Raw genomic sequence first — 21,224 nt, forward strand, 5'->3', positions numbered from 1 at the left:
ACCTGCCGTTCGAACGAAGGGTTTTGGGGGCTTCCGGGACGCGCCCCACCTGCGGGGCGGCCGGATTCAGCCGTTCTTGAGCCCGGCTCCAGCCACTGTGCGCACCATCTCCCCCGCATCACCTCGCGTCAGGACGGATGGGTGAGAAGAAATGCCTGAAGACGCTCGCGGTCCGATCCCGGACGTCACCGTGCCCCCCGACCACCGGATCGCGGTCGTGGGCCTGTCCTGCCGCCTCCCGAAGGCCCTGGACCCGGACGCCCCCCGGCGGCTGCCGGACGACGCCGCCGACGCCTTCGACCCGGCCTTCTTCGGGATCTCCCCGCGCGAGGCCGCGTCGATGGGCCCGCGCCGGCGGCTGGTGCTGGAGCTGTGCTGGGAGGCCCTGGAACACGCGGGGATCGTGCCGGGGTCGCTGCGCGGCGAGCGCGTCGGCGTGTTCGTGGGCGCCGTGCGGGACGGGCACGCCGCGCCGTCGTACCAGCACGGCCCGGGGACCATCGGCCACCGCACCGGTGGGCTGCTGGGCCTGCGCGGCCCGAGCACCACCGTGTACACCGGCCGTTCCTCCTCGCTCGTGGCCGTGCACCTGGCCTGCGAGAGCCTGCGCGGCGGCGAGTGCGATGTCGCCCTGGTCGGCGGGCTCGGTCCCGAACCGGTCCCCGGCGCGGCCCGCCCGGCCGCCGGGCCCGGCGGGCCGCCCTCCGGGGGCCGCGCCCGCGCCTCCGTTCGCTGCGAGGGCGGCGGCGTGGTCGTCCTCAAGCCCCTCGCCCGGGCCCTGGCCGACGGCGACCGGGTGCTCGGCGTCATCGCGGGCAGCGGCGTCGACGAGGGCGGTGGTACGGAGCCTGCCGCGCCCGGCGGCGAGGGCCGGCCGGAGGTGCTGCGCCGGGTCCGCGAGCGGGCCGGCGCCGGCCCGCGCGAGGTCCGGTACGTCGAACCGCACGGCGCCGTGGGCATCACGGACCTGATCGGCGCGCTGCCGGGCCTGGGCCGGGACCGCCGCGAGCCGGCGCCGGGCCGGGGCGCCGGGGCGTCCGGGCGGCGGCTGGTCGTGGGCGTCGGCTCCCGCGGTACGGGCGGCCCGGACTGCCACGTCGTCCTGGAGGAGGCACCGCGTACGGCCCGGGCCGCCGACGCCGGGACCGGCGGCGCCGGCGGGGCCGACGGGACCGCGCATCCGCTGCCGTACACCGTCTCCGGCACCACCCCGGAGGCCCTGCGCGCCCAGGCGCGGCGGCTGCTGGGCTGGCTGGGCGAGCACTCCGGCGCGCGGCCGGGGGCCCTGAGCCGGGCGCTCGCCACCACCCGTACGGCCTTCGAGCACCGGGCGGTGGTCGTCGCCGCCGACCGGGAGGAGCTGGCGCGGGGGCTGGAGGCCCTCGCCCGGGACCGGCGGGCCGCGGGCCTGGTGCGCGGGACCGCGGCGCGGCGGCGGGACCTTGCCGTCCTGTTCACCGGCGAGGGCGGCCAGCGGCCGGGGACGGGCCGCGGGCTGTACCGGGCCTTCCCCGTGTTCGCCGCCGCCTTCGACGAGGTGTGCGCCGAACTCGGCGGCGGGGTCCGGGAGGCCGTCTTCGGCGACGACGCCGCCGCCGAGGACGCCCTGAGCCGCACCGGGACCGCGCAGGCCGCCCTGTTCGCCGTCGAGGTCGCGCTCTACCGGCTGGTCGAGTCGTGGGGGGTCGTGCCGAAGTTCGTCGGCGGGCACTCCGCCGGCGAGATCGCCGCCGCGCACGTGTCCGGGGTGCTGTCCCTCAAGGACGCGGCCGTGCTCGTCACCGCGCGCGGACGGCTGATGGAGGCCCTGCCCGAGGCCGGGCTGATGGTCGCCGTCCGGACGGGCGCCGAGGAGGTCGCCCCGCTGCTGGTGCCGGGCACGGCGCTCGCCGCCGTCAACGGGCCCCGGGACGTGGTCGTCTCCGGTGCCCGGGAGGCCGTCCGGGCCGTCGTGGGACGGCTGGCCGAGCAGGACGTCAAGTCCAAGACCCTGCGCGCGGGCCACGCCTTCCACTCGCCGCTGATGGACCCGATGCTGGAGGAGTTCCGGCGGGCCATCGCGGGCCTGGATTTCCGGCGGCCCCGGATCGCCTTCGTCTCCGCGCTCACCGGCGGCCTCGTCACCGAGGAGGTCGCGCACCCGGACTACTGGGTCGGCCACGTCCGCGAGACCGTCCGCTTCCAGGACGCCGTCCGCACCCTGGAGTCCGAAGGCGCCGGCGCGGTACTGGAGTTGGGCCCCGGCGGGGCCCTCGCGGCCATGGCCCGGCCCTGCCTCTCCGACGAGGGTGCCGCCGTCGTCGTGCCCGCCCTGTGCCGCCGCGGCGACGAGGTCCGGGCGCTGCTCACCGCGACCGCGACCCTGTACGCCCACGGCGTCCTCGGCCGGCTGCCGCTCGGGGTCCCCTCCGGGGCGCCGCTGTACGGCCTGCCCACGTACCCCTTCCGGCGCGAGGACCGCCGGCCGGGCCGGGGCCCCGCCGCCGGGGCGGCACGCCACCCCGTCGGGGGGTCCGTGCGGGCGCGGCAGGCGGACGGGCCCGGATCCGGCGGACCCGGCACCGCGGGGACGGCGGCTACGGGACCGGCCGGGACGGGAACAGCAGCTACGGCGACGGCCGCCACGGGGATGGCCGCCACGGGGCACCCGCTGGCCGCGTGGCGGCTGGACCTCCCGGAGGCGGGGGCCGTCCTGTTCACGGGGACGGTCTCGGCGCGCAGCCACCCGGAGTTCGCCGCGTCCGGCTGTGTGCCGGCGCAGGCGCTGGTGGAGGCGGCGCTCGCGGTGGGCGGCGCGGTCGGCGCGCCGGAGGTCGAGGAGGCCGCCGCGGAGGCGGCCCTGGTGCTGCCCGCGCGGGGCGGGGTGCTGCTCCAGCTGCTGGCGCAGGCCCCCGACGAGGCCGGCCGGCGGCGGCTGACGGTGGTCTCGCGGGCCGAGGGCGCCGACCCGGAGGAGCCGTGGGTGCGGCACCTGACGGCCGTTCTGGCGCCGGGCCGGGCACCGGCCTTCGCCCTGGCGCAGTGGCCGCCGGCCGACGCGGAGCCGCTGGAGGACGCCGAGGAGCACCCGGCGGTGGAGCGGGCCTGGCGGCGGGGCGAGGAGTTCCTCGCGGAGGTCCTGCTGCCGGCCGGGCTGCACGGTCAGCCGTACGCCCTGCACCCCGCGCTGCTGGAGGCGGCGCTGCACCCGGTGCTGGAGGCGGCGCCGGAGCCGCTGTCGGCCGGGGCGTGGCGGGGCACGGCCCTGTACGCGACGGGGGCGACCTCCCTGCGGGTGCGTGCCGTGCGGGGCGCGTTCGGGGTGGTGGCGCTGGAGCTGGCCGACGCGGAGGGCGGTCCGGTGGCCGCGGCTACCGTGACCCTGTCCGAGCTGCCGGACGGGCCGGCCGGACGGCCCGTCACCCCGCTGGCGCTGGCGTGGGAGCGGGTGGCGGAGGCCGCCGAGCCCGTCCGGGGACCGCGCCGGGCGCTGCTCGGGGTGCCGGGCGGCCGGCCCGGCCCGTCGCCGCTGCCGGAGTGCGACGGGGCGCCCGTGTACCCGGGGCTGCCCGAGCTGCTGGCGGTGGCGGCGGACGGGGGCCCGGTGCCGGCGCTGGTCCTGGCCCGCCTCGCGGAACCCGTCCCCGACGCGGAGCTGTACGGGCGGGGCGTGGCGGCGGCGGTGGACGAGGTGCGGGAGCTGGTGGGTGCCTGGCTCGCCGAGGAACGGCTGGCCGGTTCGGTGCTGGCCGTGGTCACGGGCGGCGCCGAGGAGGTGCTGCCCGGGGAGGGCGTCGCCGATCTCGTCGGGGCGGCCGTACGCGGCTTCGTGCGCTCGGTGCAGGCGTGGCTCGCCGGTGCGGGCGGGGGCCGCATCGTGCTGGTGGACGTGGACGACAGCGACGCGAGCCGCAAGGCCCTGGTGCGGGCGCTGGGCGGCGGGGAGCCGGACCTGGCCCTGCGCGACGGGGTCGCGTACGCGCGGCGGCTGGTGCGGGCGGAGGTGTCCGGGGCGGGCGCCGGCCCGGGCGGGCCGGGAACGGTGCGGCTCAGCGGCGCCGTGGAGGGGCCGCGGGCCGAGGAGACCGCCCGGCACCTGGTGGAGGCGTACGGCGTACGGCTGGTCGGTCCCGGCGAGGAGGCGGCCGCGGTCGTGCACCTGAGCGGTCCGGACGGGCCCTCGCTGGAGGCCTCGGTCGACGCCGCGCTCGCCCTGGACGGGCACCCGACGCCGCTGGCGTTCGTCACCACCGTCGGGGCCGCCACCGGCTCGGGCGGACCGGAGTGCGCCGCGGTCGTGGGCGCCTTCCTCACCGCGCTGGCCGCCCGCCGCCGCGCGGCCGGACTGCCCGCGGCCGTGCTGGGCTGGGGCGCCGACGCCGAGGGCCTCCCGGCGGGGCTGGCGTTCCCGGCCGGCGGGGACGGGGCGGCCCTGCTGGGGCACGCGCTCTCCCGGAGCCTGACCCTGGTGGCCGCCCGCGCCGACGCGGGCGGGCTGCGCGCCGCCGGGGCTCCCGTACCGGCGCTGCTGCGGAGCCTGGTGGTCCAGCGGCCGCGGCGGGCCGCCAACCGGCCCGCCGACGAGGGGGCTTCGCCGGACGGTCCGCTCGCGGAGCAGGGCGCGGCGGCGGGCGCGCCGCAGGCCCCGCCCGCGGCCGGGGGCACCTTCGCGGGGCTGCTGCGCGGGGCGCACGCGCAGGGCCGGACCGCCGAGGGCGCGGCGCTGCTGATGGCGGCGGCCGAGCTGCTGCCCGGCTACGACTCCCGGTCCGGGGTGGCTCGTTGGCCGGCCCCCGTGCGGCTGGCGGCCGGGCCGGAGGGGGCGGCGGGGCTGTTCGCGTTCCCCTCGCTGGGCGCGACTTCCGGCCCGGACGAGTTCCTCGCGCTGGCGGCGTCCCTGGACGGCCGTCGGGGCCTGACGGTGCTGGCGCACCCCGGCTTCGCCGGTGACGCGGTGCTGCCGCGCAGCCGGCAGGCGCTGGTGCGGGCCCAGGCGGAGGCGGTGGCCGGGGCGGCGGGCGCCGCGCGTCCCGTGCTGCTGGGGCACTCGTCCGGCGGGTGGATCGCGCACGCCGTGGCCCGGGAGCTGCTGGAGATCGGCCGTGAGGCGTCGGCGGTGGTGCTGCTCGACACGTACGCGCGGGGCGGGAACCGGCGCGGGCCGGCGGCGCTGACGGAGCGCCTGTTCGACCCGGCCGGCCCGCCGGGGATGACCGACGACGCGCGGCTGCTCGCGATGGGCGGCCACCTGAGGCTGTTCACCGACTGGACGCCGGAGCCGGCTTCGGCGCCCACGCTGCTGGTGCGCGCCTCGGCGTCCGCGGCCTCGGCCGCGGGCGGCTGGGAGTACGCGGACCACTTGGCGGAGGTCACGGGCGACCACTTGTCGCTGCTGGGCGCGGACGCGGGCGCCGTCGCGGACACCGTCGAGCGCTGGCTGCGGAAGGTGGTCGGCTGATGGCGGTGGCCGGGCGGCTGCTGGCCGTGTCCGACCTGCACGTGGTGCACGCGGAGAACCGCCGGCTGCTGGAGCAGGAGATCGTGCCCGGGTCTCCCGGGGACTGGCTGCTGGTGGCGGGGGACGTCAGCGAGACGGCGTCGGAGATCGAGTGGGCGCTCGGGCTGCTGCGCGACCGGTTCGCGCTGGTGGCGTGGACGCCCGGCAACCACGACCTGTGGACGCCGGCCGGCGACCCGGTGCAGCTGCGCGGGGAGCCCCGCTACCGGTACCTGGTGGAGATGTGCCGCAGGCTGGGGGTGCTCACGCCGGAGGACCCGTACCCGGTGTGGCAGGGGCCCGGCGGGCCGGTGGTGGTGGCTCCGCTGTTCACGCACTACGACTACTCGTTCCGCGACCCGGCGCTGACGAAGGAGCAGTCCCTCGCCGCCGCCCACGAGTCGGGGGTGGTGTGCACGGACGAGTACCTGCTGCACCCGGATCCGTACCCGGACATGGACGGCTGGTGCCGGGCCAGGGTGGCGGCGACGGCGGCCCGACTGGACGAGGTGGACCCGGCGCTGGGGACCGTACTCGTCAACCACTACCCGCTGGTGCGGGAGCCCACCGGCATCCTGCGCTACCCGCAGTTCGCGCAGTGGTGCGGGACGACGCTGACGGCGGACTGGCACCTGCGCTACCGGGCCGCGGCCGTCGTGTACGGGCACCTGCACATCCCCCGCACGACGTACCACGACGGGGTGCGCTTCGACGAGGTGTCCATCGGCTACCCGCGCGAGCGCAGGCGGCGGGGCCTGCCGCGCGGGGTGCTGCGGGACGTCCTGCGGCCCCGCGAGGACGGGGCCTGAGGAACAGGTCCGTGTTCAGGCGGTGAGGGCGGTGATGTTGCCGTAGGAGGTGGTGGCGTGGATGTTCAGGACGGTGCCTTCGCCGGTGTTCTGGAGGGCGTTGCTGATGCGGCCGTAGGAGGTGCCGGCGTCGAGGGAGGCCGAGACGCCCCGGGCCGCGCCGACGGAGATGTTCCCGTGCTCGGTGCGCAGCGTGACCGTGCCGCCGGTGGCCTCGGCGATCGTCAGGTCGCCCTTCTGGGTCCGGATGTCGGCCGAACCCCCGAGCCGGCCCACCGCGATGTCACCGGCGGCCAGCACCAGCCGCACCCCGGCGGCCTCGTCGAGCTTGACCGTGCCGTGCGCGCTCTCCAGCGACACCTCACCCAGCCGGCCCACACCCCGGAACTCGGCACTGGCCGTCCTCGCCTCGACACTCGACCCCGCCGGCAGCTGCACCGTCACCTCGACCGAACCCGAGGCCCCGAACATCTGGTTCTTCCGCGGCGAGGCGATCCGCAGCACACCGTCACGGAACTCCACGGCGGTCTCCCGCGCCGCCTTCACGTCACGGCTCTTGGAGGCGTTCGCCGGCAGGACCTCGACCGTGGTGTCGGCCCGGTCGGCGGCGATGAAGCGGATGTTCCCGGCCGGGACGTCCAGGACGGCGGCGATCGCGGCGGCGGTGGCGAACTTCTGCATGATTTCTCTTCTTCCGGTTCGTTGCTCGTCGTTTCCGATGACCTGAACGCTACGTCGCGTTCACACGCCGAGCAACATGCCCGTTGCGAAGAACCACAATCCTTGCAGGTCAGAGCAATGCAATCGTTGCACCGGGTCTGAATTCAACGCAACGAACATCATCCTCGCGTTGCAACAGACGAAGACTGAACGCTACGGGGCACTTCCGCGCCGCCACTCCTCTGCCGCCTGGACCATGGCCCGGCCCACGTGCTCGAAGAAGTCGCCGATGTCCTGCATCCGCGTGCCGGCGGGGGTGGACGCTCCGAGGGTCCGGGCGCTGCGACGGGCGAAGTCGGCCAGCATGGTGTTCTGCCGGGCGCTGGCCATCCAGCCGCGGAACCAGGCGTCGGCGTCGATGACGTAGCGGTCGCGCCGCCGCCCCGGGTCGCGTTCGCGCCTGATGAGCTCCTGCTGTTCGAGTTCACCGACGGCCTTGGAGACGGACGCTGGGCTGACCTGGAGGCGCCGGGCGAGCTCGGTGGCGGTCAGGCTCCCGCCGTCGGTGACGTACAGGCAGGTCAGCACCCGGGCCGTCATCCGCGGCAGGCCGGTGCCGACCATCATCGCGGTGAACTGCTCCTCAAGTTGGCGTACGGCCTCGGGGTCGCGCCCGTGCGCGTCCTCCGCGCCCGGGGCGGCCGGGGCCCGGGCCGGAACCTGCGCGCGCCGCCGGGCGCGCCCGGCGGTCGCCCGGTGTGCCGCGTCGGCCCGGTAGGCGCCCGCACCGCCGTTGCGGGCCACCTCCCGGGTGACGGTGGAGACGGGCCGGTCCAGCCGGGCGGCGATCTCGGAGTAGGTCTGGCCCGCCGCCAGCCCCTGGGCGATCTCCCGCCGTTCCTCGTGCGTCAGCCGGCCTCCGGGCACGGGCCACCTCCATCGTCTCTTCGCGCCATATCGGGCCCCAGTATTGCTTTCGAAGGCAGCTCATTGCAAATAGCTGGCCGAGATTTGCATTAGCCTTCACACCCATTGCAAAACTACACCGTCTTGACCTGGTTCTTTGCAGATCAGCTCGGCTCATTCGTTGACGGATGACTGAAAGCTAATTAGCTTTCAGTCATCTGCGAAACAAGGAGCCCCGCGATGACGCCCTTCCTCACCCCGCTGCGCACCTGGCACCGCCCCCTGGTGGTCTGCGCCGCGCTCATGCTCGGCCTGGTCCTCGTCTCCGGCGTGGGGCTCGCGGCCGACGGGCGGACGCTGCTGGACGAGCCGGTGTGGGTCAAGCCGCTCAAGTTCGGCTTCGCCTTCGCCCTCTACGCCGGCACGCTGGCGTGGCTGCTGACGAAGCTCCGAAGGGGCAGGCGGGTCGGACAGTGGTTCGGCACCGTCTTCGCGGTGGCCGCGACGGCGGAGGTCTGCGCCGTCACCGTCCAGGCGGCGCGCGGCACCTTCAGCCACTTCAACGCCGACCAGGGCGACCCGGTCACCCGCGCCCTGGTCCCCGTACTCACCTTCGGCGTGATGGTGATCGTCATCGCGCAACTGGTGCTGGCGGTCGTCGTACTCCTCCAGCGCGGCGGCGGTCCCGCGCTGGACCGGGCCGTCCGCGCCGGGCTGGCGCTGGCCACCTTCGGGATGCTCGTGCCGGTCTTCTGGATGACCACCGAGATCCACGCCCGTACGGTGACCGACGCCAACGGCCGCTCCGTGCCGATGTACCAGGGCCACGGCATCGGCGACCCCGACGGCCACGGAATGCCGCTGACCGGCTGGAGCACGACCGGCGGCGACTTCCGGGTCCCGCACTTCTTCGCCCTGCACGGGATCCAGGTGCTCCTGCTGGTCGCCGCCGTGCTGGCCGCCCTGGCCGCGAAGCACGTCTGGCTGCGCGACGAGAAGGTGCGCGCCCGCCTGGTCGGCAGTGCCGCCCTCGGCTACGGCGGGCTGGTCGCGGTGGTGACCTGGCAGGCCTGGCGCGGCCAGTCCCCGGCCCACCCGGACGCGGCCACCCTCCTCGCCCTCGCCGTGGTCCTGCTGCTCGGCGGGGCGGCCGGCGCGTCGGTGGCCGTCACCGCCCGGCGGCGTGCGGCGGCCGCCGTCCCGGCCACGGCCCTCGCCGCCTGACGCGCCGCGCCCCGTCCCCCCTCCACCTCCCCTCCCCGCCCGACTCCCCGGAAGGAACCCCGACATGACCGCCGTGCCCTCCCCCGCGACGACCACCCCGCAGGACGCCCTCGACCAGGCCGTGGCCCGCTTCGGTGCTCCCGGAATCGCCGCCGAGGTCCGTGACGGCCACGCTGCGTGGTTCGGCTCGGCCGGCTTCTCCGACACGGCGACCGGGCAGCGGCGGCGGCCGTCCGAGCGGTTCCGGATCGGCAGCACCAGCAAGGCGTTCACCGCCGCCGTGGTCCTCCTGCTGGCGGCCGAGGGGCGGCTGGGCCTCGACGACACGGTCGAGCGGTGGCTGCCCGGCCTGGTCGCGGGCAACGGCCACGACGGCCGTACGGTCACCCTCCGGCAGCTGCTCGACCACACCAGCGGCATCTTCAACTACGGCAACGACGCGGAGTTCTTCGAGAAGGGCGTCGGCGAGGCCTGGTTCCGGCACCGCCACGACTCCCACGCCCCCGAGGAGCTGGTCCGGATCGGGCTGGCGACCCCGCCCCTCTTCGCCCCGGGCGAGGCCTTCCTCTACTCCAACACCAACTACTTCCTGGCCGCGCTGATCGTCGAGAGGGCCACGGGCAGGACGTTCGCGCAGGAGCTCGACCGGCTGGTCGTCCGCCCCCTGGAGCTGGCCGGCACCTCGCTCCCGGGTGCGGAGGCGCACATCGAGGGGCCGCACCCGCTGCACTACTCCACCCTGTTCTCCGCCGACGCCGGGGCCGCGGTGCACGACGCGACCGTGATGGACCAGTCCTTCGCCTGGGCGGCCGGCGGGATCGTCTCCACCCTCGGCGACCTCCAGCGCTTCTTCCGGGCACTGCTCGGCGCGGACCTGCTGCCCGCCGCCGAGCAGCGGGAGATGTTCACCACCGTCGAGACCGTCGGCCCCGTCCCGTGGATCCCGGGCACCCGCTACGGCCTGGGGGTGTTCTCGCAGGCCCTGCCCTGCGGGGTCACGGTCTGGGGCAACGCGGGCGCGACGTACGGCTCGTGGACGTACGCCGTGGGTTCCCGCGACGGGGGCCGGCTGCTCACCGCCCAGGTCAACGGCGACTGGAGCGGGCTGGGCGTCTTCGACGGCTTGCTCGACGCGGTGTTCCGCCCGGTCGGCTGACCGGGCGGAATTCCGCCCGGCGGGAATACGGGACAAGGCTGCCGCGATCCGATGGGGGATTCGGATCGCGGCAGCCTGGGCGGGGTGTCAGGGGACGGTTCAGCCGGCCTTGCGGCGGAAGGTCCGGCCCTGGCCGCTGGGGCCGCTGCCGCCCTTGAGCTTCAGCCCGCCCGCGTTGTGTGCCTGCTGGGAGCGGGTGGCGCGGGCCTTGCGCTCCAGAGCCTCGCGGAACCTGGCCTTGTCATCGGGCTCGACGGCTTCGACGGCTTCGTTTTCCGGCGTATCGGACATGGGATACCTCCTGTTTTTTCCGGAGCGGATTTATTGTGTCATCCGGACAGGACCGCGGCGACCCGGTTGTCGATCACCGATGGAATTCCGGCGGAGAATTGACGAACCATCACGGTCCGGCGTCAGGAACGGTCTTCCGGATTTCCGGCGTCGTGCACGAACAGCACGACCTGGACCCGGTTGTTGAGGCCGAGTCTGGCCAGGATCCCGGAAACGTGGGTCTCGACCGTGGAGACGCCGAGACAGAGCGCCGCGCCGATCAGCGCCTCGGTGGCCGCCGGCCCGTCCATGACCGGCATGCGGATGTCCATCAGCACCACGTCGGGTCGGACCGCCGCAGACCTTGGTGCCGGACGGCCCGCCGGACGGCCCGCCGGACGGCGTGGGGTGGTTCAGGCCGCCGCCTCCGCGGCGGCGCGGGTACGGACGGTGCGGCGCAGCTCACCGCGTACGGGCTTGCCGACGGGGGTGCGCGGGACGGCGTCGATCGCCTCGACGCGGCGGATCCGCTCGTAGGGCGCCAGGCGCGTGTTGGCGCGGGCGGCGATCTCCTCCAGTACGGCGGGCCCGGCGGTGGCGCGGTCGCGGAGCACGATGCCGGCCCAGGTGACCGAGCCGTGCACGGCGTCGGGCCAGCCGACGACCGCGCACTCGGCGACCCGCGGGTCGGAGCCGAGGATCCGCTCGACCGCGCTGGGCGAGACGAGTTCGCCGTCGTGCAGGAACACGTCGCCGAGCCGGTCGACGAGGAACAGCTCCCCGCCGGGGCCGAGACGGCCGACGTCCCCGGTGGAGAACCAGCCGTCCGCGTCGGCGGGCGGTCCGCTCTCGTCGAGGTAGCCGGCCATCAGCTGCGGTCCGCGCACCTGCACTTCGCCGGTCTCGCCCGGCCCCAGCGGAACCCCGGTCCCGGGGTGCACGATGCGGCACCCGGTACCGGGCACGGGCGTGCCGACCGAGCCGGGCACCGGCCGGTCCGGGCTCTGCGAGTGGGTGAGCGGGGAGAGTTCGGTGAGGCCGTAGCCCTGGAGGACGGGTACGCCGAGCCGCTCGCCCAGGATCCGGGCGGCGTCCGGGGAAAGGGCGCTGCCGCCGGACAGCACGGCACGCAGCCGGGGGCCCACGGGGACGCCGGGGAGGGCGTCGGGGCCGCACAGCCGCTCGTCGGCGGCGAGCCGGTGCAGACGGGCGGGCAGCCCGTAGTAGTGGGTGGCTCCGGTGCTCTCGGCGAGCGCGAGCGAGGCCAGCGGGTCCGGGTCGGGGCACAGCACCTGGCAGGCGCCCGCGTACACGGCCGAGTTGAGGTGCATCGGCAGGTAGAGCGGCAGGTGGTTGAGGGTGACGGAGCCGGCGTCGAGGTGGTGCGCGGCGGCGGTCTGCGCGGCGTTGGCGACGAGGCTGCTGTGGGTCAGCCGCACCCCCTTGGGGCGGCCCGTGGTGCCGGTCGTGAACTGGACGCAGACCTCCGCGCCGGGGTCGAAGGCGGCGGGCCCGCCGGGCGCCTCGTGGCGGGTGGCGGCGGCGACGGCGTCCAGGACGAGGTCCACCGGGACGGTGTCGCCGGGGACCGGGTCGTCCCCGGCGCCGGTGACCAGGACGAGCGACAGGCAGGCCGGCCGGCCGTCGGCGTCGGCGAGAAGTTCGGCGGTGGCGCGGGGGACGAAGGCCAGTTCCGCTCCGGCCGCGCCCAGCACCTTCACGAGGCGGGTGGGCGAGACGAGGGGGTTCAGCAGGACGACGGTGTTGCCGCTGCGGACGGTGCCGTAGTAGGCGGCGGCGAAGTCGGCGTCGAGGGTGTTGGCGACCCCGACGCGGGCTCCGCGCCGGCCGACCGAGCACTCCAGGAAGGCGGCGATCCGGTCGGCCCGGGCGTCGAGTTCGCCGAAGGTCAGCGTCCGTGCGCCCACGCGGAGCGCGGGGGCGTCGGGGGCGCGTTCGGCGGCCCGGCGGAGCAGTCCGTCGAGTGACACGTGCGGGAGGTGCGGCGGTTCCGGTTGGGCGAGGGCCGGCACGGCTCTGCTCCCCTCTGCGCTGGGCGCTCCCGGTGACAGGGCCCTACCAAGGTCGGCGCCGGCGCTGGAAGGTCCTTCAAGGACCGCTCGAACCGCGCTGGTGCTGTGGCCGGGAAGGTGTGCCGGGTCGCGGTGTCCGGTGCGGTGCACCGCAAGGCGGAGGGCCGAGGCTCGTACTGGACGTACTCGGGCGCTCCGACAACGCGGCCAGGTGCGGTGCCGGGCGCCGCGGGCCCCGACAAGATCCGAAAGAGACGGCCTAGGAGAGTCCCGCGAGCGCCTTCGCGAGGGCGCGGTCGGAGCCGGCCACGACCACCGGCGGGGGGCTCCAGCCGTACGCGGCCACCCGCCGGGCGGCCTCGTCCGCGAGGGTCCGCACGCCCGGGTACCCGCCGACCGCGACGGGTTCCCCCGCGGCCAGGGCGGGAACCAGCGCGGCCAGGACGGCGTCCGGATCCGGGGCGCTGGTCAGCAGGGCCCGCGCCCCCCGGTGGCGTTCCGCGAGGCGGTCGTAGCAGTCCTGGGCGGCGCCGGGCGGCCGGATCAGGCAGACCGGCCCGGCCCCGGCCGCGGCGGCCGGGCGCAGCACCCGGGCGGCCGGCACCGGGTCCGGGGCGACCCGGGGGTCCGGAGTCCCGTGCAGCGGCGCGAGCGCCTCGGCGACGGTGGTGTCGGGCCCGGCCTCCAGCGGCAGCCGCCGCAGCAGCAGGGCGGTCTGCCAGAGCAGTTCGGCGGCGTCCCCGTCGATGATCCGCGTCCGGTCGTGCACGGCGGTCAGCGTCAGCCCGCCGTCGTGGTCGTGCCGGGCCGAGACGGCGAACGGCATCCCGGTGAGGGCCCCGACGGACTCGACCGGCCCGACCGGCTCGATCGCCGACGGCTCCGACGGCTCCGACAGCCCTGACAGCCCCGCAGGCCCCGGCAGCGGCCCCGCGGGCGGCCCGACGCCGTCCGGCGGGAGGAACGCCAGCACCGACTCCGTGCGCGGGGTGCCGGGGGCCCAGCCCCTGATCTGCCCCGGCGAGACCCATTCGTACGCCGCGAGGTCGACGGCCCGGCCGGCCAGTTCGGCCAGCAGCACCGACACCGTCGCCCCGGGGTGCACGTCCACCGCCACCGGCAGCGCGTTCCCGAGGGGCCCCGGCAGCTGCCCGGCCCCCTCCAGCGGGATGCCCCGCCCGGAGACGGCCGCCGAGAACGCCACCGGCACCGAGCCCGGTGCGCCCCGGGAACCCGCGCGGTACAGCAGCAGCGCCCACACGGCCTGCAGGGCGGTGCTCTCGGCCGCGCCCAGCAGCGCGGCCCAGGCGCGCAGCCGGCCGGCCTCCACCGGGGTGAGGCGCTGGCTGGTGCGGCCGTGCCCGCTCTGGCGGGTGGGCCCCCGGTCCAGGGCGGGCAGGGTCACGCTCCCGGCGGGCGGGGCGGCCCAGCTCCAGAACTCGCGGGCCGGGGCGAGGTCCCGGGCGGCCACCCAGCGCAGGTGGTCGCGCAGGTCGGGCCGGCGCTCGCCGCCCCGGGGCGGGCCCTCGGCGGCGTAGGCGCGGTGGAAGGACTGCACCAGCCGGCGGACGCCCACCGGGTCGAGCAGCGCGCGGTGGTAGGTGAGCAGCACCCGCGTGCCGCCGTCCGCCCCGCCGAGCAGGGCGATCCGCAGCGGGCCGGGCCGGGTCAGGTCGAACTCGCGCATCCGCTCGGCGGCGAGCAGCGCCTCCCAGGCCCGCGGAGCTGTGCCGCCGGAGCCGTGGTGGGTGATCAGCGGGGCCGCGTACGGGTGTACGGCGAACCGGGGCGCGGCCCCCGCGGCCGGCTCGGCTATCCCGGTGCGCAGGACGGCCTCCTGGCCGGTGACGGTCTGCCAGGCGCGGGCGAACCGCTCGGCGTCGAACGGACCGTGCCAGCGCCAGTGCAGCTGCTCGGTGTACAGGCCCCGGCCGGGGTGGGCGAGGCCGTCGAGGAGGACGTCGAGCTGGAGCGGGGTGGCGGGGTGGATCCACGGCCGGGGGGCGGCGGCGGCCCGTGCGGCGGACGGCGGCGGACGGTCGCCGGGGGCCGCGCTCACCGCTGCGGGATCAGGGTGCGTACGGCCGTCTCCGCGTGCCTCCGGGCCAGGTGCAGGACGCGGGTACTCGCACCGCCCAGGGTGCGGCGTACGTGGTCGCGTGCCTGGGCGAGGTCCGCGCCGGGGCCGAGCACCGGCTCGATGTCCTCCTCGCGCAGCAGGACCTGGCGGGTGGCGACGGCGGTGACCCCGGTCTCGTCGGGGTTGACGGCCCATTCGCCGGTGTGCGCGGCCAGCAGCCGGGGGGTGCGGGTCTGCTTGAAGACGATCCGGCCGGCGTGCGGGAAACAGACGCGGACCGATTCGCTGGTCTCGGTGACGCCGTCGGCGCACCGGGTGTCCATGCCGAGCAGCTGGACGCCCTGGCGGTCCTCCACCACGTCGGCCCGGGTGATCTCGGGCAGGTGGAGGGGCCAGTCGCCGGCCCGGTACAGGAAGTCGTAGACGAGCTCGGACGGGCCGTGGACGCGTACCGAGTCCTCGAAGGTCAGCAGGAGGCCGTCGAGCTTCGCCCAGAGTTCGGCGGTCTCCCTCAGCTGGTCCAGTTCGGCCCGGCTGTTGGTGTCGGTGGCCCGGGTGAGCCACTCCGCGCCGGCCGGGTCGTCGTCGCGGACCTCGAACCGGTTCGCGAGGGTCAGCCTGGAGCGGGCCGGGCCCAGTTCCTCGACGGCCCAGCGGCCGCCCATGGAGGTCGCCGGGGGTGCCGGGACCTCCTGGTGGAAGTCGATGGTCCGCCGCCGGGAGTCCAGGGAGCGCTGGGAGACCCAGGAGGTGACCGTCCCGTTGGCGGTGGCCCACATGCCGAAGCGGTCCCGGGTCCCGTCGAAGTCCAGCCGCTCGACGTGGACGCTGGGCGGGACGAACAGCGGCCACTGGGTGGTGTCCGCGATCAGCGCGTAGACCACGCCCGCGGGGGCGGCCACGTCCACCGAATACGACGTGTGCTGTACACGCTCACCTGACATCGGATCACACCTCTCTCAACCTCTCTCCCGACCATCGCGGGCGTCGGCGGAGGGGCACTCGAAGGGTCCTGGAACCCGGCTGCACCGGCCGTCCACTGCCCCTCGTGAGGGGCGGACGGCCTCAGACGGCCGCCTCGGCCGCCGCCCGCAGGCGCAGGCAGCGGCGCAGCGAGCGGCGCTCCGGCTTGCCGGCGGGGGTGCGCGGGACGGCGTCCAGGACCTCCACGCGGCGGATCTGCTCGTGCGGGGCGAGCTGCTCGTTGGCCGTCTCGACGATCGAGTCGAGTACGTCGAGGAGCCTCGGGGCGGCCGGGTCGGCGAGGACGATGCCGAGCCAGGCGAGGGCTCCGTGGACGGGGTCGGGCCAGCCGACGACGACGCAGTCCTCGACGCGGGGGTCGCCGGCGAGGACGGCTTCGACGGCGGTGGGCGAGACGAGTTCGCTGTCGTACGAGAAGACGTCGTCGAGGCGGTCGGCGAGGAACAGCTCGCCGTCGGGGCCGATCCGGCCCGCGTCGCCGGTGGAGAACCAGCCCTCGGCGTCGACCGGCGGTCCGCTCTCGCCGAGGTAGCCGGCCATCAGCTGGGGTCCGCGCACCTGCACCTGGCCGGTCTCGCCGGGGCCGAGCGGGACGCCGGTCTCCGGGTGCGCGACGCGGCATTCGGTGCCGGGCACGGGTGCGCCGACGGTCCCGGCGCCGGTGCGGCCGTCGGGCCGCTGGGAGTGGGTGAGGGGGGAGAGTTCGACCATTCCGTAGCCCTGGAGCACGGGTACGCCGAGCCGTTCGGCCAGCAGCCGGGCGTCGGCCGGGGCGAGGGCGCTGCCGCCGGAGAGGACCACGGTGAGCCGGCCGGGGCGGCCGGGGAGGGGGTGCGGCAGGCCGTCGGCGCGGGGTCCTTCGGCGAAGCGGACGTCGGCGGCGAGCTGGTGCAGCCGGGCCGGGAGCGTGTAGAGGTGGGTGGCTCCGGTGCGGTCGGCCAGTTCGAGGGCGGCGGTGGGGCGGGGGCAGGGGCACAGCACCTGGCAGGCGCCCGCGTACACGGCCGAGTTGAGGTGCATCGGGTAGTAGACCGGCAGGTTGTTCAGGGTGACCGCGCCGGCGTCGAGGTGGTGCGCGGCGGCGGTCTGCGCGGCGTTGGCGACGAGGTTGCGGTGGGTCAGCCGCACCCCCTTGGGGCGGCCCGTGGTGCCGGTGGTGAACTGGACGCAGGCTTCCGTGTCCGGGTCGAAGGCCTCCGTGGGGCGGGACGCGGGGCGCGGGGCGGAGTCCAGGGCGACGCAGAGCGGGAGGGCGTCGGCGGGCACGATCCCGTCGGGCGCGTCGGTGACGACGACCGCGCGCAGCAGGGGCAGCCGGTCGGCGGTCTTGACGAGGAGTTCGGCGGTGGCGGTGGGGACGAAGGCGATCTCGACGCGGGCGTCCTCGCACATGTGGCGCAGTCCGGCGGTCCGGACCAGCGGGTTGAGGAGGACGGCGGTGTTGCCGCTGCGCAGGGTGCCGTAGTAGGCGGCGGGGAACTCCTCGTCGAGGGTGTTGGCGATGCCTACGCGGGCTCCGCGCCTGCCGAGGGTGTGCTCCAGGTAGGCGGCGTAGCGGTCCGCGCGGGCGTCGAGTTCGGCGAAGGTGCGCATGCCGTGGGCGGTCCGGACGGCGCAGGCGGCGGGGTCGCGCAGCGCGGCCCTGCGCAGCAGCCCGTCGAGGGGCGGTTCCGGGTATCTGAAGTTCGGCACGGCGCTGTCCTCCTGATCGGGGCTGATCCCGGCGTACCACGGTCCTCATTCCCGGTTGAGGCCGCTTGGAAGGTCACTGGAACCGGCCACGCCGGCCGCCGCCGACCGCCGCCGGGCGGCGTACGCGTACGCGTGCCGGCGGCGGCCGCTCGGGTGGCCGGGGCCGTGGCGGGGCGGGTCAGCGGCCCCGGACCACCATGGCCGCGTTGAAGCCGCCCCGGCCGCGGGCCAGGACCAGGGCCGTGCGCAGCCGCTCGGGCCGGCGGACCCCGGTCACCAGGTCGATGGGGCAGTCCTCGGCGGGCGGGCCGGTGTTGACGGTCGGCGGGATCACCCCGTCCCGCAGGGAGAGCAGGGCGGCGGCCAGGTCGAGGGAGGAGCCGCCGGAGGCGAGCCGTCCCGTCATGGTCTTGGGGGCGGTCACGGGGACCGCGTACTCCCCGAAGAGGTCCGCGATGGCGCGGGCCTCGTCCCGGTCGGCGTCGCGGCGTCCGGCCGCGTCGGCGAAGACGACGTCGACGTCGGCGGGGGTGAGTCCGGCCTCGCGCAGGGCGAGCGCGGCGGCCGCGCCGAGGCGGGGGGCGCCGCCGGAACCGGGCGGCGGGTCGAAGGTGGCGGCGTACCCGGCGACGGTGCCGTAGGGCTCGGCGCCCCGTTCCCGTGCGGCGTCCGCGTCCTCCAGGATGAGCAGGGCGCCGCCCTCGCCGACCACGTGTCCGTCGGCGTCGGCGGAGAAGGGCCGGTAGGCGCGGCCGGGGTCCTCTCCGGTGCTCAGCTCGCCGGTGGCCAGGTGGGCGGCCCAGCCCCAGGGGCAGAGCGAGGAGTCCATGCCGCCGGTGACGAGCAGCCGGATGCCCTTGCGGATCTGGCGGCGGGCCTGGGCCACCGCGTCGAGGCCGCCGGCCTGTTCGCTGACGATGACGCTGTTGGGGCCGCGCATGCCGTTCTTGATGGAGATCTGGCCGCTGTTGACGGCGTAGAACCAGGCGAAGGACTGGTACGCGCTGACGTACTGGCCCCCCTTGCTCCACAGGGCCTCCAGCTCGCGCTGGCCGAACTCGTAGCCGCCGGCGGAGTTGGCGGTGATCACTCCGGCCGCGAAGTCCGGCAGCCGCTCCGGGTCCACGCCGGCGTCGGCGAGGGCCTCGTCGGCCGCGGTGAGGGCGAGCCGGGTGACCTGGTCGGTCTGCGGCAGCAGCCGGCTGGGCAGGTGCTCGGCGGCGTCGAAGCCGGGTACCTCGCCGGCGAGCTTGGCCGGGTACTGCGCGGCGTCGAAGCGGGTGAGGGGGCGGATGCCGTTCTCGCCGCGCAGGACGGCGGCCCACCAGGCCTCGGTGCCCAGGCCGTTCGGGGCGGCGACGCCGATGCCGGTGACGACCGGTGCGGCGGGGGCGGCGGCGGGCACGGCGGGTGCGGGGGCCGGGGCGGTGGCGGTGGCGGTGCTCATGCGGCATCTCCCAGACGCGGGCGGGTCAGGATCATGGCGCTCTGGAAGCCGCCGAAGCCGCTGCCGACGGTGAGCACGGTGTCGGTGCGGTGCTCGCGGGCGGTCAGCGGGATGTAGTCCAGGTCGCAGGTCGGGTCGGGGGTGCGCAGGTTCGCGGTCGGCGGGACCGTGTTGTGCTCGATGGCCAGGGCGCTGGCGGCGACCTCCAGGGAGCCGATGGCGCCGAGGGAGTGGCCGATCATCGACTTGATGGAGCTGACGGGGACCTCGTAGGCGCGCTGTCCGAGGCTGCGCTTGAAGGCGGCCGTCTCGTGCCGGTCGTTCTGCTTGGTGCCGGAGCCGTGGGCGTTGACGTAGTCGACGGCGGTGGCGTCGAGGCGGGCCTCGTCGAGGGCGACGGTGATGGCCTCGGCCATCTCGCGGCCCTCGGCGCGCAGACCGGTCATGTGGTAGGCGTTGCCGCGGCTGGCGAAGCCGGCGATCTCCGCGTACACGTGGGCGCCGCGGCGGCGGGCGCTCTCCAGCTCCTCCAGGACGAGGACGGCCGAGCCCTCGCCGAGGACGAAGCCGTTGCGGGTGGCGTCGAAGGGCCGGGAGGCGGTCTCGGGGTCGTCGTTGCGCGGCGAGGTGGCCTTGATGGCGTCGAAGCAGGCCACGGTGATGGGCGAGATGGGGGCCTCGGTGGCCCCGGTGACCATCACGTCGGCGCTGCCCTCGCGGATCAGCTCGACGGCGTGGCCGATGGAGTCGAGCCCGGAGGTGCAGCCGGTGGACACCAGGGAGACGGGTCCCTGGGCGCCGACCCGCCAGGCCACCTCGGCCGCCAGCGAGCTGGGGACGAAGTAGTCGAACAGGTGGGGGACGGCGAGGGTGTGGTCCACCTCCCAGGTGGAGCCGCCCCGGCTGACCGCGTCGTACTCGACGTCCAGGCCGGTGGTGCAGCCCACCGCGCTGCCGAGGGTGACACCCGTGCGCGTCGGATCCAGGGCGGCCGGGTCGAGGCCGCTGTCGCGGACCGCCTCGTCCGCGCTGACCAGCGCGAACTGCGCGGCCCGGTCCAGGCGTGCGACGTCCTCGGGGGTGAATCCGTGGGCGAGCGGGTCGAAGTCCACCTCGGCGGCGATCCGGGAGCGGAAGCCCGAGGCGTCGAAGAGGCTGATGGCGCGGGTCGCGGTGCGGCCGGAGGTGAGCCGGGCCCAGTACGCGTTGGTGCCCACTCCCCCGGGTGCGACCACGCCGATCCCGGTGATGACGACGCGTCGGTTCATGGGGTGTCCTTCACGGTGAGTCCTTCTTCTGAGCCGGCTTCCGCGAGCCGTGTCCGCACGGCCCTGCGCAGGGAGCCGATGACGGCGGCCACGTCCTCGTCGCTGAGGCCGGGGTGCAGGGGCAGGCGTACGGTGCGGTCGACGGCCCAGTCACAGGCGGGCAGCCGGGGCGCCGGGGGCTCCCCGGGGGTGTCCTGGGGCCGGAACCGGTGCAGGGGGGCGTAGTGGGAGGTGGTGTCGATCTCCTCGGCGAGCAGGTCGCCGACGACCTTGTCCTTGATGGCGGGGTCGAGCTGCACCCAGTAGAGGCAGTGGGTGGTCTCCTGGCCCTCGGGCAGCGGCGGGGGTGTCAGCAGCCCCTCGGTGCCGGCCAGCTCCCGGTCGTAGCGCTCGGCGATCCGGGTGCGCCGCTCCACCATCTCGGGGAGGCGGCGCAGCTGTACCTGGCCGATGGCGGCGGTCAGGTCGTTGCCGACGATGCCGCGGCCGTACTCGGGCAGGGGGGTCCGGCCGGCCCCGGAGTCCACGGCGGCGTGGCCGAAGCTGGTGGCCCGGACCAGGCCGCGCTGGGCGAGGAGCCTGGTGCGCGCGGCCCGCTCGGGGTCCTTGGCGTACACCATGCCGCCGTCGCCGGTGACGATGACCCGGCCCGGGTCGAAGCTCCAGACGGCCAGGTCGCCGAAGGTGCCGGCGGGTACGCCGCCGACGCTGGAGGCGACGGAGCAGGCGCCGTCCTCGATCAGGAGGACGCCCAGTTCGCGGCAGCGCGCGGCGATGCGGACGACGTCGCCGGTGCGGCCGCCGTAGTGCAGCAGGAGGACCGCCCGGGTGCGCCCGGTGAGGACGGCCTCGATGTCCTCCAGGGACGGGTTGAGCGTACGGCGGTCGACGTCGCAGAAGACCGGGCGGCCGCCGCGTCCGGCCACGGCCTCGGCGGTGGCGGGCAGGACGATGGAGGGCAGGACGACCTCGTCGCCCTCCCGGAGGTCGAGGGTCTCGACGGCCAGGTGGAGGGCGGTGGTGCCGGAGCTGGTGAACACGACGTGGTCGGCGGGGATCCCCAGGTGTGCGGCGAAGGCCTCCTCGAAGGCCTTGGTACGCCGGCCGCTGCCGAGCCGGCGGTCGTGGAACACCCCGGCGACCGCGTCGAGTTCCTCGGCCCCGACCTGGGGCTGAAACAGGTTGATCATGGTCGCCTCTCGCGTGCGGGTGTCCGTCC

Annotated in this window: 15 protein-coding genes; 4 read left to right on the forward strand and 11 right to left on the reverse strand. The window is 76.0% G+C overall.

Annotation, left to right across the window (positions count from 1 at the left end):
• Positions 1–151: 151 nt before the first annotated feature.
• Positions 152–5,437 (forward strand): acyltransferase domain-containing protein, encoded by a 5,286-nt coding sequence (locus tag ACZ518_RS35945; RefSeq protein WP_469117241.1) that lies wholly within the window; start codon positions 152–154, stop codon positions 5,435–5,437.
• The gene (locus ACZ518_RS35950) at positions 5,437–6,285 is read left to right on the forward strand and encodes a metallophosphoesterase family protein (protein WP_469117242.1); all 849 of its coding nucleotides are present in this window, start codon (positions 5,437–5,439) and stop codon (positions 6,283–6,285) included. Before ACZ518_RS35945 ends, ACZ518_RS35950 begins: the two co-directional genes overlap by 1 nt.
• Positions 6,286–6,300: 15 nt before the next feature.
• On the opposite strand, the gene ACZ518_RS35955 is transcribed toward ACZ518_RS35950, so the two are convergent.
• Positions 6,301–6,966, reverse strand: a complete 666-nt coding sequence (locus ACZ518_RS35955; protein WP_469117243.1) for a DUF4097 family beta strand repeat-containing protein — start codon at positions 6,964–6,966, stop codon at positions 6,301–6,303.
• Positions 6,967–7,158: 192 nt separating this feature from the next.
• On the reverse strand, positions 7,159–7,872 hold the full coding sequence (locus ACZ518_RS35960) for a GbsR/MarR family transcriptional regulator (protein ID WP_469117244.1): 714 nt from the start codon (positions 7,870–7,872) through the stop codon (positions 7,159–7,161).
• Between the two features lie 219 nt (positions 7,873–8,091).
• Between ACZ518_RS35960 and ACZ518_RS35965 the strand changes: the two genes are divergently transcribed.
• Complete coding sequence (locus ACZ518_RS35965; protein ID WP_469117245.1) at positions 8,092–9,075, forward strand: hypothetical protein; 984 nt, start codon at positions 8,092–8,094, stop codon at positions 9,073–9,075.
• Between the two features lie 64 nt (positions 9,076–9,139).
• Complete coding sequence (locus ACZ518_RS35970; protein WP_469117246.1) at positions 9,140–10,231, forward strand: serine hydrolase domain-containing protein; 1,092 nt, start codon at positions 9,140–9,142, stop codon at positions 10,229–10,231.
• A 99-nt stretch (positions 10,232–10,330) separates the two neighbouring features.
• Here the strand turns inward: ACZ518_RS35970 and ACZ518_RS35975 are convergent, their stop codons facing one another.
• The 9 genes from ACZ518_RS35975 to ACZ518_RS36015 form a co-directional block, all read right to left on the reverse strand.
• Positions 10,331–10,522, reverse strand: a complete 192-nt coding sequence (locus ACZ518_RS35975) for a DUF5302 domain-containing protein (protein ID WP_469117247.1) — start codon at positions 10,520–10,522, stop codon at positions 10,331–10,333.
• Positions 10,523–10,644: 122 nt separating this feature from the next.
• Positions 10,645–10,833 carry a response regulator transcription factor gene (locus ACZ518_RS35980; RefSeq protein ID WP_469117248.1) on the reverse strand — a complete coding sequence of 63 codons (189 nt, stop codon included), beginning with the start codon at positions 10,831–10,833 and terminating at the stop codon, positions 10,645–10,647.
• 81 nt (positions 10,834–10,914) lie between these two features.
• Complete coding sequence (locus tag ACZ518_RS35985) at positions 10,915–12,492, reverse strand: class I adenylate-forming enzyme family protein (protein ID WP_469117249.1); 1,578 nt, start codon at positions 12,490–12,492, stop codon at positions 10,915–10,917.
• A 301-nt stretch (positions 12,493–12,793) separates the two neighbouring features.
• Complete coding sequence (locus ACZ518_RS35990; RefSeq protein WP_469117250.1) at positions 12,794–14,593, reverse strand: condensation domain-containing protein; 1,800 nt, start codon at positions 14,591–14,593, stop codon at positions 12,794–12,796.
• Complete coding sequence (locus ACZ518_RS35995) at positions 14,590–15,558, reverse strand: aromatase/cyclase (RefSeq protein WP_469117251.1); 969 nt, start codon at positions 15,556–15,558, stop codon at positions 14,590–14,592. Before ACZ518_RS35995 ends, ACZ518_RS35990 begins: the two co-directional genes overlap by 4 nt.
• A gap of 121 nt (positions 15,559–15,679) precedes the next feature.
• On the reverse strand, positions 15,680–17,290 hold the full coding sequence (locus ACZ518_RS36000) for a class I adenylate-forming enzyme family protein (protein ID WP_469117252.1): 1,611 nt from the start codon (positions 17,288–17,290) through the stop codon (positions 15,680–15,682).
• A gap of 178 nt (positions 17,291–17,468) precedes the next feature.
• The gene (locus ACZ518_RS36005; protein ID WP_469117253.1) at positions 17,469–18,737 is read right to left on the reverse strand and encodes a ketosynthase chain-length factor; all 1,269 of its coding nucleotides are present in this window, start codon (positions 18,735–18,737) and stop codon (positions 17,469–17,471) included.
• Entirely contained in the window at positions 18,734–20,005 is a 1,272-nt protein-coding gene (locus ACZ518_RS36010; RefSeq protein WP_469117254.1) for a beta-ketoacyl-[acyl-carrier-protein] synthase family protein, read from the reverse strand. The genes ACZ518_RS36005 and ACZ518_RS36010 overlap by 4 nt, the downstream gene beginning before the upstream one ends.
• Positions 20,002–21,195, reverse strand: coding sequence for a DegT/DnrJ/EryC1/StrS family aminotransferase (locus ACZ518_RS36015; protein ID WP_469117255.1), 1,194 nt, complete (start codon positions 21,193–21,195; stop codon positions 20,002–20,004). The genes ACZ518_RS36010 and ACZ518_RS36015 overlap by 4 nt, the downstream gene beginning before the upstream one ends.
• Between the last annotated feature and the right edge of the window lie 29 nt (positions 21,196–21,224).

This window comes from Streptomyces sp. NPDC033966 (assembly GCF_055575955.1).

Bases quoted from the DNA above. Each gene is read 5' to 3' on its own strand.
- ACZ518_RS36015 (WP_469117255.1), bottom strand. From the start codon at position 21,195: ATGATCAACCTGTTTCAGCCCCAGGTCGGGGCCGAGGAACTCGACGCG.
- ACZ518_RS35965 (WP_469117245.1), top strand. From the start codon at position 8,092: ATGACGCCCTTCCTCACCCCGCTGCGCACCTGGCACCGCCCCCTGGTG.
- ACZ518_RS35945 (WP_469117241.1), top strand. From the start codon at position 152: ATGCCTGAAGACGCTCGCGGTCCGATCCCGGACGTCACCGTGCCCCCC.
- ACZ518_RS35975 (WP_469117247.1), bottom strand. From the start codon at position 10,522: ATGTCCGATACGCCGGAAAACGAAGCCGTCGAAGCCGTCGAGCCCGAT.
- ACZ518_RS36010 (WP_469117254.1), bottom strand. From the start codon at position 20,005: ATGAACCGACGCGTCGTCATCACCGGGATCGGCGTGGTCGCACCCGGG.
- ACZ518_RS36005 (WP_469117253.1), bottom strand. From the start codon at position 18,737: ATGAGCACCGCCACCGCCACCGCCCCGGCCCCCGCACCCGCCGTGCCC.
- ACZ518_RS35970 (WP_469117246.1), top strand. From the start codon at position 9,140: ATGACCGCCGTGCCCTCCCCCGCGACGACCACCCCGCAGGACGCCCTC.
- ACZ518_RS35995 (WP_469117251.1), bottom strand. From the start codon at position 15,558: ATGTCAGGTGAGCGTGTACAGCACACGTCGTATTCGGTGGACGTGGCC.
- ACZ518_RS35955 (WP_469117243.1), bottom strand. From the start codon at position 6,966: ATGCAGAAGTTCGCCACCGCCGCCGCGATCGCCGCCGTCCTGGACGTC.
- ACZ518_RS35950 (WP_469117242.1), top strand. From the start codon at position 5,437: ATGGCGGTGGCCGGGCGGCTGCTGGCCGTGTCCGACCTGCACGTGGTG.
- ACZ518_RS35980 (WP_469117248.1), bottom strand. From the start codon at position 10,833: ATGGACATCCGCATGCCGGTCATGGACGGGCCGGCGGCCACCGAGGCG.